The sequence below is a fragment of the Microbacterium sp. UBA7513 genome, assembly GCF_002478345.1.
GTDB lineage: Bacteria > Actinomycetota > Actinomycetes > Actinomycetales > Microbacteriaceae > Microbacterium.
Genome location: NZ_DLNJ01000002.1, coordinates 33,697 through 50,995 on the forward strand (window position 1 = coordinate 33,697; position 17,299 = coordinate 50,995).

Consider the following 17,299-nt stretch of genomic DNA (forward strand, 5'->3'; position numbering starts at 1 on the left):
TAGCATCCCGCCCATGAGCACGCCGGACTCCGATCCCGCTCGGCCCGAGCACGACCGCGCCGCGATCAAGGAGCGCGTGTACGCGACCTTCACGGGGCTCGCCATCGTGCTCGTGCAGAACGCCAACGTGGCGCACACCAGCGCCCTGCAGGCCACGGTGACCCTGCTGATCGGCATCGTCGCGATCGCGCTCGCGGGCTTCGCCGCCGATCTGGTCGCGCACCTCGCGACGCATGGCAGCTTCCCCCGGGGAGCGGACCTGCGTGAGGTCCTGGGGCTCACCGGCACGGCGCTCGGCTCGGCGGCGGTGCCGCTGCTCGTCCTCCTCGCCGCCGTGCTCGGATGGATCGAGCTGCGGACGGCGCTGACCATCGCGTCGATCGTGTACGTCGCGATCCTCGGGCTCATCGGGTACGTCGCCGTCCGCCGGACCGGGGTGAGCGGGTGGCAGCAGCTCATCGCCCTGGGAATCCTCGTCGGGCTCGGCGGCATCGTCGTGCTCGTCCAGCAGCTCGCGCACGGACACTGACGGACACACCCGTTGCGCGCGCCCTGCGCATGGTTCATCCTGAACGTGCTGCACGGGATCGGCTTGGGGGGCCTCGACGGTCACGCTGCGGCCGACGGAGCGCCTGCCACCCAACTCCCTCCCCCGGCGGGCGCTCCGCTGCGAGTGCGTTCCGCTGCTGTACCGACGCCTACCGCCGCCGCCTCCACCGACCCTTGCCCTGCCGCGGCCCCCGCCCCTACGGTGAGGTGACGGGTGGGCATCCGCACCCGGGGCGGGGGCCAGTCGATGAGAAGAGTCCGATTCGGAGTTCTGGGCGTGCTGCTGGCCGCCGTGGTCGGCCTCGGTGGTGCTCTTCCCGCCGTCGCCGCCGAACCCACCGCCCGGCTCTCGCTCTTCAAGGCGATCGAGAACCTCGACACCGGCGCCAGTCTCGGCGACCGCACGCTGTGGACGATGCACGCGGTCAACGTGGCCACGGGGGAGACCTTCACCGGCGACGGCCTCAACGGCATGCAGTCGCGTCTCATCCCGCCCGGCACGTACCGCATCTTCGAGACCGGCGGTGTGGCGGGCTACGCCTTCTACTCCTGGAACTGCGACGGCGACGTGACGACGCAGCCGGAGCGCACGATCACCATCACCGCGAACCAGTCGATGACCTGCACGGTGCAGAACAACGCGATCCGGAGCAGCCTCACGCTCGTCAAGAACGTTCAGGGCGGGGGTGCGACTCCGTCGGAGTGGACCCTGCGGGCGCAGGGGCCCTCGACCATCGAAGGTGCGGGCGGCTCGGCCGCGGTGCAGAACCAGCCGGCACGGATCGGCACGTACACGCTGAGCGAGTCCGGCGGGCCGGGAAGCTATGTGGCAGGACCCTGGACCTGCGAGCGGCGGGATCTGACGACCGGCGCGGTCACCGCCGTTCCCGTGGCCGGTGATCAGTTCGAGGTGACCCTCGGCGGTGCGGTGACCTGCCAGATCACCAACACCGGGGATCTGCCCCACCTGACGCTCGTCAAGGAGGTCGTCGACCCGGCGGCGACCGGATTCCCACTGGCCGCCCCATCGGACTTCGTCCTGACCGCGAGTGGACCCGAGCGGATCTCCGGCCCTTCCGGGTCGGACGCCGTCGATCACGCCTCCATCGACCCCGGCGCCTACTCGCTCGCCGAGAGCGGTCCCGCCGGATACAGCGGCGGCGCGTGGACCTGCGTCGACGCCACGAGCGACGGCGGGATCGATGGGGCACTCCTCTACGTGCGCGAAGGGTCTGACATCACGTGCCGTATCACCAACACCTTCGCGGGCGGCTGGCTCACCCTCGTCAAGAACGTGGTGGGCAGCGACCAGCCGCCGTCCGACTGGACCCTGACCGCCGCAGGCCCGGAGACCGTCACCGGCGCCTCCGGATCCGCTGCGGTCACCCGCGTCCCGGTGCCGGTCGGCGACTACACGCTCGCCGAGGCGGACGGACCCGCCGGGTACGCGGCCGGGCCGTGGTCGTGCACGGGCGGCGCCATGGCGACCGACACCGTGACCGTCGGCGCCGGAGCGGACGTGACCTGCACGGTCACGAACACCCTCGAGGTCGGCCAGCTCACCCTCGTGAAGAACGTCGTGAACGCCGGCGGCGGTCCCCTCACCGCGCAGGACTGGGAGCTCACCGCGGCATCGGCCGACACCGTCATCAGCGGCGTCTCCGGCTCGGGCAAGGTGAGCTTCGCGGCGGTGGCTCCAGGGACCTTCACCCTGTCGGAGGCGAGCACCGCTCCGGAGGCGGGCTCCTATGTGAGTGAGGGCTGGTCCTGCGTCGATGACGAGGGCACCCCCGTCGGCACCGGCGACACCGTCGAGGTCGTGCCGCTGGAGAGTGTGATCTGCACCGTCACGAACCGTTGGACCCAGTCGACCCTGACGCTGCGCAAGCAGGTCGCCTCCGCCTTCGGGACTCCGGCCCTGCCCTCGGCGTGGACCCTGTCCGCCACCGATGGCACCGCCACCGTCTCAGGACCGGCGAACTCGCCGGCGGTCACCCAGGCCGCCGTCGCCCCCGGTGCGTGGACGCACAGCGAGCAGGACGGCCCCACCGGCTACGACCCGCTCGGCTGGAACTGCTCGGGCGGGACGGTGACCGGCGACGTGGTCCAGGTGCCTCCGTCGGCTGATGTCGTCTGCATCCTGACCAACGCATCGATCACGCCGAGCCTGACTCTCGTCAAGCAGGTCGTGAACGGCGAGCGCGGGCGCGCCGTGCCCGCCGACTTCGAGCTGAAGGCGCGCGGCCCGGGCAACGCGGCACTCTCCGGCCCCAGCGGGTCGGAGTTCGTCACCGACATGTCGCTCCCGCCGGGCGACTACATCTTCTCCGAGGACGGCCCGAGCGGGTACGAGGGCGAGTGGTCCTGCACCGGCACGACCTGGGACGGGACCACGGCGACGCTGGGATTCGGGGAGGACGCGATCTGCACCGCCACGAACACCTTCGTCGGCGGCACGCTCACGCTCCGGAAGGCCATCGTCGGGAACGCCCCCGGAGCCCCGGCCGGGCCGGCTGCCGTCACGGACTGGACCCTGCACGCCCTCGGCGGCGGGGAGTTCCCGCGCCCGCGCATCGAGGGAGCGTCCGGCGAGACGGCGGTGACCCTGGCTCCGCTCGGGGCCGGTGCGTTCCGACTCTCGGAGCGGGCGGTCGCGGGCGCGCCCACAGCGGACTACCGCAGCGACGGCTGGGAGTGCACCGGGGGCGTGCTGGAGGGCGACATCGTCCAGGTGACCGCAGGGGTCGACACCGTGTGCACGGTGACGAACGTCTACGACCCCCGTTCCGGTCCCGACCCCGAGCCCGAGCCGGAACCCGAGAACCCGGATCCCGGGACGGGCGGTGGACCAGGGCCGGGGGCCGGGGCCACCGGCGGATCCGCCTCCGGCCTCGCGACGACAGGTCTTGCGCCGGGCGCGGCCGCGGCGGCCGGCGCCGGTGGTCTGCTCGTCCTCCTCGGGGCCGCGCTCCTCGCGGCGCGGCGGCTTCGGCGCACGCGCCACGGGCATCCCGGATCGCGCTGACCCGACCCCTCCGCACGCGCGCGGCGGGTCCGCCCGGGAGAGGACGGACCCGCCGTGACGAGGATCAGCCGGCGGCCGGCGCGATCTCGTTCGGCGTAACCTCCAGCTCCGTGCTCGCGAGCACCTCGCCGGTGGTGAGGTCGACGGCGTGCACGCTGTTCGCGGCCGGCTCGGTCACGTAGGCGATGTCGCCCGCGACGACGATGGCCGGGTGCGGGTCTTGCCACTCGGCGGGTCCCTCCCACGCCTCGATGACGGGGTAGGAGCCGGTGATCTCGCCGGTCTCCGGGTCGAGCACGTGGATGGCGCCGTCGGCGCCGAGGATGTAGGCCCGGTCGTCCGGGCCGCGCACGACGTCGCGGAAGGTGTACTCCGCCCCTTCGGGCAGGGACACGACCTCCGACGTCATCGCCTCGGTGTCGATGAGCGTGACGGCGCCGAGCAGGTAGCCCTCGGCGTCGGGGTCGTCCTTGTAGTCCCCGACGATGATCGGGCTCGTCTCGCTCACGTACGCGTTGCCCATGCGGCCGTACGGCTGGTCGGGAGCGGCGAGCTTGGTGATCTCGCCGTCCTTGTAGACGAGCGCGCCGTCCTCGCACCCGAAGACGACCACCTCGTCGGCCGCGGTGCCTTCGCCGTGGACGCCCGGGCACTGGTCGGACGAGGCGATCTCCGTACCGTCCGCATCGCGCACCACGATGCCGGTGCGACCGTCCGCATCGCCCACCGTGGTGAGGAACGTGCCGTCCTCCAACAGCACCGAGACGCCGTGGTGCGCCTCGACGCCGTCCACGGTCTCCACCTCCGGCATGCCGCCGTCGCCGAGGTCGGCGGTGTCGAAGATGGTGGTGTCGCTCGTGCCGTCGGCGTAGAGGATGGTCTTGCCACCGTGGCGGACGACGTGGCCGGGGGTGTCGGCCGCGAACACCGTGTCGGTCAGGACCGCCTCGTCGGCTGACCCGGCCCCGGTGTCGAGCACCTGGAAGCCCTCGCTCATCGTCACCATCACATGGCGACCGTCGCCGGCCGGGTTCAGGCGGGTGAACGGCTCGGAGTCGAAGTCGGCGACGGTGTCGAGGGTCTCGCCGTCGAGGACGAGGATGCCGCCCTCGTACGAGATGGCCACGCGGGGGCCGGCGTCCGGTTCCGGGGCGTCGCTCGCGGATCCGGCTCCGGCCGTGGTCGAGCAGGAGGCGAGCGTCACGGCGGCGCCGAGGGCGACGGCCCCGACCAGCGCCCGGCGCAGGGGGAGTGGCTTCATGCGGTGCTTCTTTCTTGTGAGGGGTGGTCTCAACGGGTGAGACCGGAGGCGATGCGCTCGGTGTTGACGCGCATCATGGTCAGGTAGTCCGGGGCGCCGCCGTCTTCCGCGGTGAGCGACTCGGTGAACAGCTCGATCACCGCGACGTGGACGTCAGCCTCTTCGGCCAGCGCCTGGACGAGGCGGTCGGGGGAGGAGGACTCCGCGAAGACGGCGGGCACACCCGTCTCCTCCACGGCACCCACCAGATCGGCGAGGTCGGAGGCCGAGGGGGCCGCGAGCGTGGTGCCGCCCGGGATGACGGCGCCGACGACCTCGAAGTCGAAGCGGTCGGCGAGGTAGCCGAAGACGTGGTGGTTGGTCACGAGCGCCCGACGGTCGTCGGGGATCCGGGCGAACGCGCTCGTCATCTCATCGTCGAGCGCCGTCAGCTCCTCGCGGTAGTCGGCGACGTCCGCCGCGAGGATGTCGGCGTCGACCCCGTCGAGCGCGGCCAGGGCGGGCTCCAGGGCGTCGACGACGTCGATCATCCGCGCCGGATCGGTCCAGAAGTGGGAGTCCGGCATTCCCGCGGCGTCGCCGTCGCGGTAGTCCAGGACGTCGATCGCGTCGCCTGCGACGAAGGACGGCACCTCGGCCGCGACGGCCGCGTCGAGATGCTGCTGCAGACCCTCCTCGAGCCCGAGTCCGTTGGAGACGAGCAGGTCGGCGTCCCGCAGCGTGGCGGCCTCCTGCGCTGAGATCTCGAACGAGTGCGGGTCGGCGTTCGGCTTCATGAGGGTGACGACGCGCGCCTGATCGCCGACGAGCTCGCCGACCACGTCGCCCAGGATGTTGGTCGTGACGACGACCACCGGCCGCGTATCGGCGGGAGGGGCGCAGGCGGTCAGAGCGGCGGAGGTCAGCGCGGCGAGAACCGCGGCGAGGGGGCGCAGGAGGCGCATGTCAGCGTCCCGTCTCGGCGACGAACGCCGGGGCGTCGGCGGTATCGAAGGTCCGCGCGAGGCGGGCGTCGTCGGCGTAGTCGATCTCGAACAGCCGGTGCTCCGCCGGGCCGTTCAGGTAGGCGCGGTGCTGATCGGCGATGAGGGCCGGAGCCTCGCCCGCCGCCAGCGATGCCGCCACGAGCGGGGTGGTCTCCGCCCGCACCGTCCCGTCGAGCGCGCTGAGCACGAGCACGCGTCCGTCCTGCGTCAGCGCGAGGAGGGTGTCGTCCTCATCGCCGACCGCGGTGACCTGCGCGAGGGGAGTGGGGGCGGTGAGCAGCGTCCAGGCCTGCGCGCGGGTGTCGAGGACCCGGATGTCGGTCGGTCCGGCGAGGCCGGCGACCGTGGGGCGCCCCTCGCGGTTGTGGAACGCGGACACGGCTCCGGCCGGCGCTCCATCCGGGTACGGGATGCGGTCCACGGTCAGCGCCCCGGCCTCGACACGGGCGAGCAGGGCACCGTCGGCGCAGCCGATGACCGCGCCGACCCTGGTCGTGATCGTGCCGGTCGCTACGGCGCACTCCTCCCGGAGCCCGGTGCGCTCGCCGTCCGCCGTGTAGCCGACGACGACTCCGCCCGTGTCCCCCTCGGCTTCGGTCACCAGCGCGAACGACCCGACCGGCACCACCAGCCCCTCGTGCGGGGATCGCTCGACGCGGAACAACTCACGGATCTCTCCCTTCGACAGGGCCTCCGTGTCGAGGAGGACGGCGTCTCCGGACCCGGAGAAGGAGATGCCGGTGCCGCCGGTGGTCGAGCTGTTCGTCGTCGCGACCGTCGCCGACCCGTCGCCCCCGACCGCGCCGAGCAGTGCGGGAGCGGTGCGGTAGTAGTGGAAGTGGTCGACGTGGTCCCACGTCCAGACGCCGCTGTCGACGACCTCGACGCCGTCGCCGGTGTCTGCGAAAAGGTACCGGCCGTCGGTCGTCATGCTCTCCGGGGCGGCCACCGTGCCGATGTCGGTGACGCTCTCGTCCAGGAGGTCGAGGTGGGTGACCCGACCCTGCGCGTCGATGGTCGTGAGTCCGAGCTGCGCTTCGGCGACCTCTTCCGCTCCGGCGATCGCGCCGTGTCCGTCGGCGGAGGAGGGGGCGGTCAGGCCCGGCGTCGAGGGTCCGGCGCAGGACGCGAGAGGCAGAGTCAGGACGGCGACGGTGATGAGGGGAAGGAAGCGGGAATGCACGAAGAGCCTTTCGGGACGAGTCAGGAGGCGGCAACCGGGGCGGGACGGGCGATCGGTCGCCGGGTTCGCACGGCGACCCGTGCCGCCCAGGACAGACCGGCGAGGCTGATCGCGGCGGCGGCGACGGACGCTCCCGCAGCGGTGGCCGCATACCAGGACGCGAGGAGGCCGACGAGGACGGCCGCCACGCCGAACACCGACGCGAGCGCCATCCGCGTGGGCAGACGGGACGTCCACTGTCCGGCGGCGACAGCCGGCGCGAGCAGCAGACCGACGACGAGCAGCGAGCCCACCGCCTGGTACGACGCCACCACCGCGAGGGTCACCAGTCCGACCAGGGCCGCCTGGGCCCACCGTGGTCGCAGCCCGAGCACCGTCGCGATGCGGGCGTCGAGGGCGAGCGCGACGAACGGCCGATGGCAGAGGGTGGCGACCGTCACTCCCAGGACCGCGGCCGCGGCGAGCAGGAGAAGGTCGGCGCGGGTGATCGCGAGGATGTCGCCGAAGAGGATCGCCGTCGCATCCGTGGCGAAGCTCCCGGAGTGGGAGATGACGATCACCCCCAGGGCCAGCATCGCGACGAAGAGCAGGCCGATGCTCGTGTCGTAGGAGAGTCGGGCGCGTCGCTGCAGGGCGCCGATGCCGATGCTCATCGCGACGGCGCTGACCGCCCCGCCGACCAGCACGGGTGCCCCGAGCACCGTGGCCAGCGCGACGCCGGGCAGCATCCCGTGGGCCAGGGCCTCGCCGAGGAAGGCCATCCCTCGAACGACGACCCAGGTGCCGACGACCCCGCAGAGGACCGCGACGAGAGCGCCGCCGACGAGTCCGCGCTGGAAGAACTCCAGCGTGAACGGGGTGAGCAGGGCGGCGAGCGAGAGGGTCACGGAACGCGAGCCTATTCGTAATTGAGAATGATTATCAAATTCATAAACTGGAGACATGACGAGAATCTCCCGCGCTGCCGACGGCGCCGTGTGTCTTGACGACGTCTCCGTCCGGCTCGGCGACCGCGTGGCGCTGCGCCGCCTCACCCTGAAGGTCGAGGCGGGGGAGTTCGTCGTCGTCACCGGTCCGAACGGCGCGGGGAAGTCGACGCTCCTGGAGGTGGCCGCCGGGGTGCGCTCACCGACCGGAGGGCGGCGGAGCGTGACCGGTGCGATCGCCTTCGTGCCGCAGCGCGCCGCGGTGCCCGCCGGCCTTCCGCTCACCGCGCGAGACGTCGTGACGGTCGGGACGTGGCGTCGGCTCGGGGCCTTCCGGCGGCGGGATCGACGGGCGCGTGCGGCGGTGGTGGCGGCGATGAAGCGCACCGCCGTGTCGTCACTGCAGCGTCTGCCGTTCGCGACGCTGTCCGGCGGCCAGCAGCAGCGTGTGCTCCTGGCTCAAGGGCTCGCGGGGGAAGCAGGCATCCTGCTCGTGGACGAGCCGACGACGGGCCTGGACGCCGCATCGGTCCGTCGCATCCGGACAGTGCTGCGCGAGGAGGCGGACCGCGGGGCGGCCGTCCTCTGTGTCACGCACGATGCGACCCTGATCGCCGATGCCGACCGCGAGGTCGCGCTCCGCGACGGTGCGCGGCTCCCCACGTCGCGCTGAGGGGGCAGTCGCTCAGCGGAGCGCGATCAGAGTCCGTGGCCCATGTCGAAGTCGGAGAGCGCCGGGACCTCGATGTCGCCCGGCGATGACGTCTCGCTCGGCGGCTTCGGGAACAGGCGGTGGGACCGCAGCTCATCGACCTCGGCGGAGAAGTCCGGGTCGGCGTCCACGGCGTGGTGAGGGCTGACGAGCACGTCGTTGCCGACGCCGACGAGGAGATCGGCCCAGTCCTTCTCGCCCTCCAAGAGGATCGGGATCTCGACCGCTTCGGACTCGCCCTCCCTGGCGATGGCGGCGGCCAGGGTCAGCAGCGTCTCCGCGATGTCGTCGGAGGTGATGAGCTGCTGGCCGGCGTAGGAGACGAGTTTCATGAGGGCATCATCGCGCTCCGCGCGTCCGTGCGCACGGGGGTTGCGCTCGCGGGAGAGAACGGATAAAACTGCTTTCCATTCAAGTATCTAACTAGGCTAGCGAACATGGACAGATTGCAACGCCGGCGCTGGGCGGGTCTGGTCTTCATCAGCATCGCCGTCAGCCTCATCATCGTCGACTCGACGATCGTCAACGTCGCCATCCCGGCCATCGTCGACGACCTGGGGATCACCTCGACCGAGGTGCAGTGGGTGCAGGAGTCCTACACCCTCGTCTTCGCCGCCCTCCTGCTCGTCTTCGGCAGCCTCGCCGACCGCTTCGGTCGTCGCCGCTTCATGATCGTCGGTGTCGTCGTGTTCGCCGCCGCCTCCGTCCTCGCCGCCACCGCGCCGAGCGGGAGCATCCTCATCCTCGCCCGGCTGGTGCAGGGCGTCGGCGGTGCCATGATCCTGCCGACCACCCTGTCGATCATCAACGCGACTTTCCGCGGGCGGGAACGCGGCGTCGCGTTCGCCGTCTGGGGCTCGACCATCGGCGGCATGGCGGCCGTGGGGCCGCTCCTCGGCGGGTGGCTGACCACCGCCTTCTCCTGGCGCTGGGCGTTCGGCATCAACATCCCGCTCGGCCTGCTGATCGTCGTCGGTGTGCTGCTGACCGTGGCCGAATCGCGTGGAGAGCGCACGGAACGGATCGACGTGGTGGGGGCCGTGCTCTCGGTCGTGACGATGGGCAGTCTCGTCTTCGCGCTCATCGAGGGCCGCACGTACGGCTGGTGGCTCGTGGACGAGCGCCCGCAGATCGGCGGCTGGACCTGGCCGGGGGAGCTCTCGCCCATCCCGTTCGCGTTCGCCCTCGCGGGCCTCGGGCTGGTCGCGTTCATCGCCTGGGGCCTGCACCGCCAACGACACGGACGCTCCACCCTGCTCGCGCTGCGCCTGTTCGCGATCCCGTCGTTCCGCAACGGGAACATCGCCGCCGCCGTCGTGTCCCTCGGAGAGTTCGGCCTCATCCTCGCGCTCCCGCTCTGGCTGCAGTTCGTGCTCGGCTTCGACGCGCTGCAGACCGGTCTGCTGCTGCTCGCCCTCGCGGGCGGATCCTTCCTCGCCAGCGGAGTGGCCGGTGCCGCGAGCGGACGGATCGCCCCGGTCTGGGTGGTCAGGGTCGGGCTCCTCGCCGAGATCGTCGGCGTCGCCGGTGTGGGGCTCGTGATCGCCCCAGAGGCGTCCTGGGTGCCCCTCGTTCCGTTCCTCTTCGTGTACGGGCTCGGTGTGGGGCTCGCGACCGCGCAGCTCACCGGCGTCGTGCTCGCCGACGTGCCTGTTACGGACAGCGGGGCCGCGTCCGGCACCCAGTCGACGTCTCGTCAGCTCGGCGCGGCGCTCGGGGTGGCCGTGCTCGGCACCGTCCTGTTCACGAGCACGGCGGTCGTGCTCGGGGCGGCACTCGATGACCGCGGCGTGCCGTCGGCGGCGCGCGACCAGGTGGTCTCCGCCGTCGTGGACAGCGCCGGCGCCGCCATCGCGGGGCTCGACCAGAACCCGGAGACGGCGCCGTTCGCCGAGGCGGCCCGCAGCGCGTTCTCCGACGGCACCCGCTACGCGGCCTGGACGGCGGCCGGTTTCCTCACTCTCGGCCTGCTCTCCACCGTCGCCCTCGGCTCTCCCCGGGAGCGGCGCGGGGACGAGTCGGTCGCATCGTGAAGGGAAGCGGGCTCCCTCAGCGCAGGTAGGCGTCGACCAGGAGGGCTCCGCGGATGTCCCGGAGCCGGTCGACCAGCCGGGTGATGCCGCTCGCGCCGAGGGAGGCGAGCGGGAGGTCGAACGGCCCGAGCGGCTCGAGCGTCCCCATCCGCACGCGCACCACCTCCCAGCCGGCGGCGCGTACTGCGCGGTCCTTCCGGCGATCGGTCTCCTCCCTCTTCCCGACGTGCTCCAGCCCGTGCCGGCCGACCGTGTCGTACTCGATCGCGATCCGCAGCTCCGGGAGCAGGATGTCGGGCCACACCTCCGTGTGCCGGAAGAACGGCCGCGCGACCTTGATGGCGTTGACGTCGTCAGGGAACAGCAGCCGTTCGGTGAGCGCCCGCCGGAGCTTCCCCTCGGCCGCCGAGGCGGGTTTCGGAGCGCACACACTCAGGAACGCGGTCCCCGTCGGCAGCGCGGGGGTCTTCGTGCACAGCGGCGGCGCCGGCTTCTTCGGACGGGCGGGGAGCGCCCGCGCCTCTCCGAGGACCACGGACTGCGGACGCGCCAGCGCCGTGCATTCGGGGCACCAGGACGAGCGCCGTCGCACCCGCCCCGGGCGTTCGCGCTGCTCGGTCGGCGTCGCCGCGAACAGGTGGCCGACGGCGCACTCCCAGCAGAGCAGCACATCGGCCGCCAACGGGATCTGCGAGAGTGCGATGCCGTGGTTGAGTTCCGGGTGGTACTGCCGGATGAGCTCGGGGTAGGCCGCCCACGCCGCCCGGTAGGTGCCCACCGCGTAGGGCACGTCGAGTCCGCGCGAGAACTGGCGTCTCGCCCACCACTGCTGCACGGGCTCGGGCACGACAGCGACGCTAGGCGAGGCCACCGACATCGCCGCTGCGGAGTCACCAGGGTGAACATCGGCGGCTGCTCTGTCGTGTCCGCAGGGGCGCGCCTAGGGTCGGTGGCGAAGACCGGTGCCTCTGCGCGCGTGGAGAGCATCTCCGATCGCAACCGAAAGCAGGAAACCATGGCTGAACTGATCGTCATCTCCTATGACACCGAGAGCGACGCGGAGGGCGCCTACAACCGCGTCCAGGCCCTGCAGGACGACCTCGTCGTCGAACTCGCCGGCCTCGCGCTCGTGAAGGTGGACGGCGAGGGCAAGACGAAGGTGGAGTACCCGGGGGCCGGGAGCAGGATCGGCCTCGGAGTCGCCTCCGGCGCCTTGTTCGGTGCGCTGATCGGCATCCTGTTCTTCATCCCTGTTGCCGGGCTGGTGTTCGGCGGTCTGCTCGGGGCGCTTTTCGCGGGACTCGACAAGACCGGCATCGACGCCGATTTCCGCGATCGCGTGAAGGCCACCGTGACGGCCGGCAAGTCCGCCGTCGTCATCTACGCGCTCAAGCTCACGGAGGACAAGTTCGCCGAGGCGCTGGCCCCGTACAACGGCACGGTCGTGCAGACCTCGCTGTCGAAGGAGGACGAGGCCGAGCTGGTCAAGGACCTCGGCGGCCACTGAGACCCGGCCGATGCGCCCGTCGTGGAGCCGTCCGCGGCGGGCGCACCGTCGTGTCCGGTGTCGGTGGGGCGTGCGAGGCTCCGAGCGTGGACACACTGAGCCTCCGGCCCTGGTCGGCCGATGATCTCCCTCTCCTGCGGGCGGCGAACACCCCAGAGATGACGGCGCACCTCAACGGGCCGGAGAGCGCAGCGGAGGTGCAGGCGCGACACGAGAGGTATCTGCGCCTCGTCGCGGAGGACGAGGCCCTGATGTTCGCGATCGTCGACCACGCCGGGCAGCCTCTCGGCTCGATCGGCGCGTGGCGGATCACGTGGCAGGACGAACCGGCGTGGGAGACCGGCTGGTTCGTGCTGCCCGCTGCACAGGGCCGGCGAGTGGCTGCCCGGGCTCTGGTTCTGCTCGTCGATCTCCTCCGCGATCGCGTAGGGGACGGGCGTTCGCTGCTCGCGTTCCCCGGGGTCGACAACCCGGCGTCGAACGCGGTGTGTCAGCGGGGCGGATTCACTCGTCAGGGAACCCTCACGGAGCAGTTCCGCGGCGCTGAGCTCACGATCAACGCGTGGGTGCTCGACCTCGCCGCCGACACCTCGGCGGGATGACGCCGTCGGGTCAGCGGCGCACACGCGCCCTGGTCTTCGCGACGCCGGCGAGGGTCGCTCGCACCGGCGTTCCGAGGTAGAGCCCGAGGGAGGCGCCGGAGGCGAGGGCGATGCCGATCACGGCGGCGTCGATCAGCGATCCGCCCACGGTGAGCATCCCGGTGGAGGTGCCCGCTGCGTGCACGACCTCGAGAAGGCCCTGGAACACCGCGACACCGGGCACGAGCGGGACGATCGCGGCGGTCGTCACCGCGACCGAGGGCACGTGCAGGTTGTGCGCGATGAGCATGCCGATGAAGCTCGCCAGCAGCGCTCCGACCGCGCTCGCCGCGGCCGGGTGGAGCTGGAGCGCGACGGTGCTGGCGTACCCGGCGAGGGTGACGGCGCTGAGCAGGGCGCTGACGAGGATGATGCGGATGCCCGCGCCGTTGAATACGGCCACGGCGACCGCGATGATGACGGCCCCGACGAACTGATTGAGCAGCGGGCCGAAGGGCGCGGGATCGTCCGGCAGCTCCATCGTGAAGCCGAGTACGCCGCCGAGCTCCAGGCCGACGAGGATGCCGATCACCACCCCGAGCGTCTGCATCGTCAGGTCGAGGATGCGGCCGCCGGCCGTGAGCGCGAAGCCGTCGATGGCATCCTGCGCGGCGCCCACCACCGTGAGTCCCGCGAGCATGAGCACGATTCCGGAGGCGACGATGATCGACGGGCGGATGCCGACGAACGGATCGATCCCCGCGCTGCCGAGCGCGGACACGGCGACCGCGACGACCGTGGTGACGAGGCCTCCGGCGATCTGGCTGAAGAACAGCGGCACCCTCAGCCGGGCCAGGCCCGCCTGGGTGAGCGCCGCCCCCAGCGCGGCGACGAACGTGAGACCCACGATGAGCGGAGAGGCCCCGAGCATGATGCTCACTCCGACCGCGAGGAGCGCCCGTGCGACGATCACCACGGGCTGCTGATAGCGGAAGGGCACGCGGCGGATGACTCGGAACGCGGTGCGCGCGGACTCCAGATCCAGTCCGCCGTCGATGTCGGCGACGAGCGCCTGCACGCGCTGCAGCTTGGCGTGGTCGGGGGCGGCGACCCGGACCACGCGGACCAGCGTCTCCGGCCAGACCTCCCCGCTGAGGTGGAAGGACACCGTGATCGAGTTGTAGGTCACGTCGACCTGGACGCCCTTGAGGCCATACGCCTCGCAGACGCGGGTGATCGCGAGCGTGACCTCGTGCGCCGAGGCGCCGACCGCGAACATCGACTCTCCGATGCGCGTCGCCAGATCGAGGACCCGCGGAACGGTGTGCTCGTCGATCACGGGCATCGCCTCGGTGTGGGCGACGGTGGACGGATCGGTGTGCAGCAGCCGGCGGACGGAGAGGAGCAGTCGCTGGGGAGAACGCGCGGGCATATGTCCCATTCTCCCGCGGTCTGAGACCTCCCCATCGACGGCCCGTCTGTCAAGGCCCGAGACGGCTGCCGACCGCGCTTCTACAGTGGGGTCTCGCCGCGCCGCTCCCGACGCCGCGGCAGGAGGATTCGACGATGACGGATGACTCGCTTCCCACTGAGGCGCTGCTCGATGGTCGCTACCACCTCCGGGAGTGCGTCGGGCAGGGCGGGATGGCGCGCGTGTACCGCGCGGAGGACTCGCTGCTCGGGCGCACGGTGGCCATCAAGATGCTCCGGGCGGAGACCGAGCAGGGGGCCGCCTCCGATCGGGCCCGCAGCGAGATGACCGTGCTCGCCTCACTCAACCACCCCGCGCTGGTCACGCTGTACGACGCGCAGCTGCATCCGGGACGGGCCGAGTACCTGGTGATGGAGTTCGTCGACGGCCCGACCCTCGCGGAGCGGATCGCCCAGGGGCCGCTGTCCTCGTCCGAGGTGGCGGCGCTCGCGGCCGATCTCGCGGAGGCCCTGCACGTCGTGCACGGCGCGGGGATCGTGCACCGCGACATCAAACCCTCCAACGTCCTCCTCACGGGGCGCTCCCTCGTGGGGAGCCGGTCTGGGGCCAAGCTCGCCGATTTCGGGATCTCGGTGCTCGTGGATGCGGCCCGGCTGACGTCGCCTGGGACAGTGATCGGCACCGCGGCGTATCTGGCGCCGGAGCAGCTCAACGGCGCCGCGCCCGCGCCGCCCGCCGACATCTACGCACTGGGGCTTGTCCTGCGCGAAGCGCTCACGGGCGAGCGCGCCTTCGCGGAGGCGGAGGGGATCGGTGCCACCCTGGCCCGCTTGATCGAACCGCCCACGATCCCGGACTCAGTGGGTCCCGCCTGGTCCGCGCTGCTGCAGCGGATGACCGCAACGGACCCCGGGGACCGGCCGAGCGCCGCCGGCGTCTTCGCGGCGGTGTCCGCGCTCGCGCACGACCCCTCGATTCCCCCGCGGCCCGCGGTGCCGGCTCCGATCGCCGCGGCAGCGTTCGCGGAGCAGGCGTCGACCGCGCCGTCGGCGCCGACGCCGACCCTCGTGCTTCCTCGCCGCCAGCCCCCCGACGGGGTCGTTCTCCATACTCGGGGTCCGCGGATGCAGCGTGCGCGGCGACGCCGCGGACTCCTGACCGGAGCCGTGGCGGTCGCGGTCGCCCTCACCGTCGCCGGAACGCTCTGGGCCGCGGGAGCGCTCAACCCGAATCCCGTGGTGACCCCCGTCGACACCGAGCCGAGTCCGCGCTCGTCGCCCACACCGGCAGTCGTCGTGCCAGCGACCGTGCCGGAAGAGGCGGACGAGCCGGTGACCCCGGTCGACGCCCCCGCCCCGGAACCGAAGCCCGACCTGCCGGACGACAAGAAGGCCGAGAAGGCGCAGGAGGCCGCCGAGAAGGCCGCGCAGAAGGCCGCCGACGAGCAGCGGAAGGCCGAGGAGGACGCGCAGAAGAAGGCCGAGAAGGCGCAGGAGGCCGCCGAGAAGGACGTGGAGAAGGCCCAGGAGAAGGCTGAGAAGGCGAAAGAGGAGGACGCCGACCTCGAGGACTGAGTCCTCGGGCCTGCCCTCCGCTTCGGCGGTGCCGATGTCAGACGGTGAGACCCGCGAGCTGCCGGGAGGCGCTGCTCGACTCGGTCGGCTCCGGCACCAGGTATAGGCCGTGCAGCGTGTTCGCGGTGAACGCGAGCGCGTCCACCCACCGCCGGTTGATGGCCGGAGGCCTGTTGCCGAAGAACTTGAACACGATGTTCGAGTGCGCATGCACCCAGACCGTCGTCCGACCGCCCCCCGACAGAGGCGTCTTCCTTCCACGAGAACGGCATCGGCTCGCCGCGCCGGAGCTTCGTCGTCATGACGAGCTGGATGTGTGTGAGAGGGCGGTCCTCGATCTCGATCTTCGGACCGCCCTCATAGATGAACCTGCCCATTCGATGGATCCTTCGTTCCATCTCCACAGGAACCCGTTGCCACGAGGCGCAACCACGCTGATCGCTGGTGGGGATGTCTCCACGCTCTCACCGATCCGAGCTCCGCACCACCCTACCTTCGGGCACCCGGCCGAGGCGGACGCCCCCGGCCTCAGATGCGGCGGGGGCCGGGGCCGTTCTCGCCGAGGGCGTCCTCCGGATTCAGCAGGCGGCAGGCCTTCAGGGACAGGCAGCCGCAGCCGATGCAGCCCGCGAGCTCGCGCTGCAGGTGCTCGAGCTGGGTCCGCCGCTCCTCGAGCTCGGCGCGCCAGCGTTTCGCCACGCGGCGCCAATCGCCGTGTGAGGGCGGGGCATCGACGGGCAGGGTCTGGAAGAGTTCCTGGACCTCGCTGAGCGGGATGCCGATGCGTTTGGCCACGACGATGATCGAGATCCGTCGCAGCATGTGGCGGCGATACCGCCGCTGGTTTCCGGGCGTGCGCGTCGAGGCGATGAGGCCGAGCTGCTCGTAGAAGTGCAGTGCGGAGGGCGCGACGCCCGTGCGTCGGGTGACCTCCCCGATCGGGAGGAGATCGTCCGGTTCCATCCGTCGCCCTTCCGTAGACCTCAACAATAGTTGAGGAACGGGCGGAACGGTCAGCGTGAGGTCGGCGGGTGCGCTGTGCCGCGTGCGACGCCCAGGGGGTTGTCATCCGGCGCGCGGTGTGGTCGGTGGGTGGCGCTACCGTGAACGGACACGACCACGGAGGGTTTTCCCATGACATCCGTCCTCGCCGGACTCGATCACATCCAGCTGCCCGTCGCCGACCTCGCGGCGTCCATCGCGTGGTACGAGCGTCTGCTCGGCTTCCGCGTCCTCACCCACTACGGGTCGAGCGCCATGCTCCGCGCCGAGGGTGGTCCCGACCTCATGCTGTGGGAGGCGCCAGGGCACGCGCCGATGAAGCTCACGGTGTCGGGGGAGGAGCGGCCGCTCTTCTTCCTGCGCACGACCGAGATCCATGCGCTCGCCGAGCGGTTCGCGGCGGAGGGCGTCGACGTGGTGAGCTTCGACGACGGCGGTTTCGCCCTCTTCCTGAAGTTCTTCGACCCGGACGGCACTTTGCTCGGACTCATCCAGCACGCCGCCTGAGCCCGGCATCGCGGGCGGGTC

Annotated in this window: 17 protein-coding genes; 8 read left to right on the top strand and 9 right to left on the bottom strand. The window is 71.6% G+C overall.

Translation table 11 applies throughout. The annotated features are described in order from the left end of the window. Nucleotides 1–13: 13 nt before the first annotated feature. Nucleotides 14–529 carry a hypothetical protein gene (locus tag B2W79_RS00225; protein WP_292785842.1) on the top strand — a complete coding sequence of 172 codons (516 nt, stop codon included), beginning with the start codon at nucleotides 14–16 and terminating at the stop codon, nucleotides 527–529. Nucleotides 530–796: 267 nt separating this feature from the next. Continuing rightward, nucleotides 797–3,574 carry a hypothetical protein gene (locus B2W79_RS00230; RefSeq protein WP_292785844.1) on the top strand — a complete coding sequence of 926 codons (2,778 nt, stop codon included), beginning with the start codon at nucleotides 797–799 and terminating at the stop codon, nucleotides 3,572–3,574. A 64-nt stretch (nucleotides 3,575–3,638) separates the two neighbouring features. Here B2W79_RS00230 and aztD read toward each other — a convergent pair whose 3' ends face one another. The 4 genes from aztD to aztB are packed head-to-tail and all read right to left on the bottom strand — an operon-like array spanning nucleotide 3,639 to nucleotide 7,891. Further along, complete coding sequence (gene aztD, locus B2W79_RS00235) at nucleotides 3,639–4,835, bottom strand: zinc metallochaperone AztD (protein ID WP_292785846.1); 1,197 nt, start codon at nucleotides 4,833–4,835, stop codon at nucleotides 3,639–3,641. A gap of 29 nt (nucleotides 4,836–4,864) precedes the next feature. Beyond that, nucleotides 4,865–5,779, bottom strand: a complete 915-nt coding sequence (aztC, locus tag B2W79_RS00240; RefSeq protein WP_292785848.1) for a zinc ABC transporter substrate-binding protein AztC — start codon at nucleotides 5,777–5,779, stop codon at nucleotides 4,865–4,867. 1 nt (nucleotide 5,780) lies between these two features. Continuing rightward, complete coding sequence (locus B2W79_RS00245; RefSeq protein ID WP_292785850.1) at nucleotides 5,781–7,004, bottom strand: ABC transporter; 1,224 nt, start codon at nucleotides 7,002–7,004, stop codon at nucleotides 5,781–5,783. 20 nt (nucleotides 7,005–7,024) lie between these two features. Continuing rightward, nucleotides 7,025–7,891, bottom strand: a complete 867-nt coding sequence (aztB, locus tag B2W79_RS00250; protein WP_292785852.1) for a zinc ABC transporter permease AztB — start codon at nucleotides 7,889–7,891, stop codon at nucleotides 7,025–7,027. 55 nt (nucleotides 7,892–7,946) lie between these two features. Between aztB and B2W79_RS00255 the strand changes: the two genes are divergently transcribed. Continuing rightward, a complete protein-coding gene (locus B2W79_RS00255) occupies nucleotides 7,947–8,603 on the top strand; it encodes a metal ABC transporter ATP-binding protein (protein WP_292785854.1) in 657 nt (218 codons plus the stop codon). A 26-nt stretch (nucleotides 8,604–8,629) separates the two neighbouring features. On the opposite strand, the gene B2W79_RS00260 is transcribed toward B2W79_RS00255, so the two are convergent. After that, entirely contained in the window at nucleotides 8,630–8,974 is a 345-nt protein-coding gene (locus tag B2W79_RS00260) for a hypothetical protein (protein ID WP_071329076.1), read from the bottom strand. A 105-nt stretch (nucleotides 8,975–9,079) separates the two neighbouring features. On the opposite strand from B2W79_RS00260, the gene B2W79_RS00265 reads away from it, so the two are divergent. After that, a complete protein-coding gene (locus B2W79_RS00265) occupies nucleotides 9,080–10,675 on the top strand; it encodes a DHA2 family efflux MFS transporter permease subunit (protein WP_292785860.1) in 1,596 nt (531 codons plus the stop codon). A gap of 16 nt (nucleotides 10,676–10,691) precedes the next feature. Here B2W79_RS00265 and B2W79_RS00270 read toward each other — a convergent pair whose 3' ends face one another. Next, nucleotides 10,692–11,522, bottom strand: a complete 831-nt coding sequence (locus B2W79_RS00270; protein WP_292785862.1) for a zinc-ribbon domain-containing protein — start codon at nucleotides 11,520–11,522, stop codon at nucleotides 10,692–10,694. 168 nt (nucleotides 11,523–11,690) lie between these two features. Here B2W79_RS00270 and B2W79_RS00275 point away from each other — a divergent pair, with 168 nt between their 5' ends. Next, a complete protein-coding gene (locus tag B2W79_RS00275; protein WP_071329073.1) occupies nucleotides 11,691–12,182 on the top strand; it encodes a DUF1269 domain-containing protein in 492 nt (163 codons plus the stop codon). A gap of 86 nt (nucleotides 12,183–12,268) precedes the next feature. Continuing rightward, nucleotides 12,269–12,784 carry a GNAT family N-acetyltransferase gene (locus B2W79_RS00280; protein ID WP_292785865.1) on the top strand — a complete coding sequence of 172 codons (516 nt, stop codon included), beginning with the start codon at nucleotides 12,269–12,271 and terminating at the stop codon, nucleotides 12,782–12,784. 10 nt (nucleotides 12,785–12,794) lie between these two features. On the opposite strand, the gene B2W79_RS00285 is transcribed toward B2W79_RS00280, so the two are convergent. Next, entirely contained in the window at nucleotides 12,795–14,195 is a 1,401-nt protein-coding gene (locus B2W79_RS00285; RefSeq protein ID WP_292785867.1) for a threonine/serine ThrE exporter family protein, read from the bottom strand. A gap of 134 nt (nucleotides 14,196–14,329) precedes the next feature. On the opposite strand from B2W79_RS00285, the gene B2W79_RS00290 reads away from it, so the two are divergent. Next, on the top strand, nucleotides 14,330–15,769 hold the full coding sequence (locus B2W79_RS00290) for a serine/threonine-protein kinase (RefSeq protein WP_071329070.1): 1,440 nt from the start codon (nucleotides 14,330–14,332) through the stop codon (nucleotides 15,767–15,769). Nucleotides 15,770–15,806: 37 nt separating this feature from the next. On the opposite strand, the gene B2W79_RS17590 is transcribed toward B2W79_RS00290, so the two are convergent. Both B2W79_RS17590 and soxR read right to left on the bottom strand, forming a co-directional pair. Further along, nucleotides 15,807–15,983 carry a hypothetical protein gene (locus B2W79_RS17590; protein ID WP_313391092.1) on the bottom strand — a complete coding sequence of 59 codons (177 nt, stop codon included), beginning with the start codon at nucleotides 15,981–15,983 and terminating at the stop codon, nucleotides 15,807–15,809. 314 nt (nucleotides 15,984–16,297) lie between these two features. Next, nucleotides 16,298–16,732: a redox-sensitive transcriptional activator SoxR gene (gene soxR, locus B2W79_RS00300; protein WP_060922707.1), complete on the bottom strand. Its 435-nt coding sequence runs from the start codon at nucleotides 16,730–16,732 to the stop codon at nucleotides 16,298–16,300. A 171-nt stretch (nucleotides 16,733–16,903) separates the two neighbouring features. On the opposite strand from soxR, the gene B2W79_RS00305 reads away from it, so the two are divergent. After that, nucleotides 16,904–17,278: a VOC family protein gene (locus B2W79_RS00305; protein WP_071329068.1), complete on the top strand. Its 375-nt coding sequence runs from the start codon at nucleotides 16,904–16,906 to the stop codon at nucleotides 17,276–17,278. Nucleotides 17,279–17,299: the final 21 nt, after the last annotated feature.

Bases quoted from the DNA above. Each gene is read 5' to 3' on its own strand.
- B2W79_RS00225 (WP_292785842.1), top strand. From the start codon at position 14: ATGAGCACGCCGGACTCCGATCCCGCTCGGCCCGAGCACGACCGCGCC.
- B2W79_RS00230 (WP_292785844.1), top strand. From the start codon at position 797: ATGAGAAGAGTCCGATTCGGAGTTCTGGGCGTGCTGCTGGCCGCCGTG.
- aztD (WP_292785846.1), bottom strand. From the start codon at position 4,835: ATGAAGCCACTCCCCCTGCGCCGGGCGCTGGTCGGGGCCGTCGCCCTC.
- aztC (WP_292785848.1), bottom strand. From the start codon at position 5,779: ATGCGCCTCCTGCGCCCCCTCGCCGCGGTTCTCGCCGCGCTGACCTCC.
- B2W79_RS00255 (WP_292785854.1), top strand. From the start codon at position 7,947: ATGACGAGAATCTCCCGCGCTGCCGACGGCGCCGTGTGTCTTGACGAC.
- B2W79_RS00260 (WP_071329076.1), bottom strand. From the start codon at position 8,974: ATGAAACTCGTCTCCTACGCCGGCCAGCAGCTCATCACCTCCGACGAC.
- B2W79_RS00265 (WP_292785860.1), top strand. From the start codon at position 9,080: ATGGACAGATTGCAACGCCGGCGCTGGGCGGGTCTGGTCTTCATCAGC.
- B2W79_RS00275 (WP_071329073.1), top strand. From the start codon at position 11,691: ATGGCTGAACTGATCGTCATCTCCTATGACACCGAGAGCGACGCGGAG.
- B2W79_RS00285 (WP_292785867.1), bottom strand. From the start codon at position 14,195: ATGCCCGCGCGTTCTCCCCAGCGACTGCTCCTCTCCGTCCGCCGGCTG.
- B2W79_RS00290 (WP_071329070.1), top strand. From the start codon at position 14,330: ATGACGGATGACTCGCTTCCCACTGAGGCGCTGCTCGATGGTCGCTAC.
- soxR (WP_060922707.1), bottom strand. From the start codon at position 16,732: ATGGAACCGGACGATCTCCTCCCGATCGGGGAGGTCACCCGACGCACG.
- B2W79_RS00305 (WP_071329068.1), top strand. From the start codon at position 16,904: ATGACATCCGTCCTCGCCGGACTCGATCACATCCAGCTGCCCGTCGCC.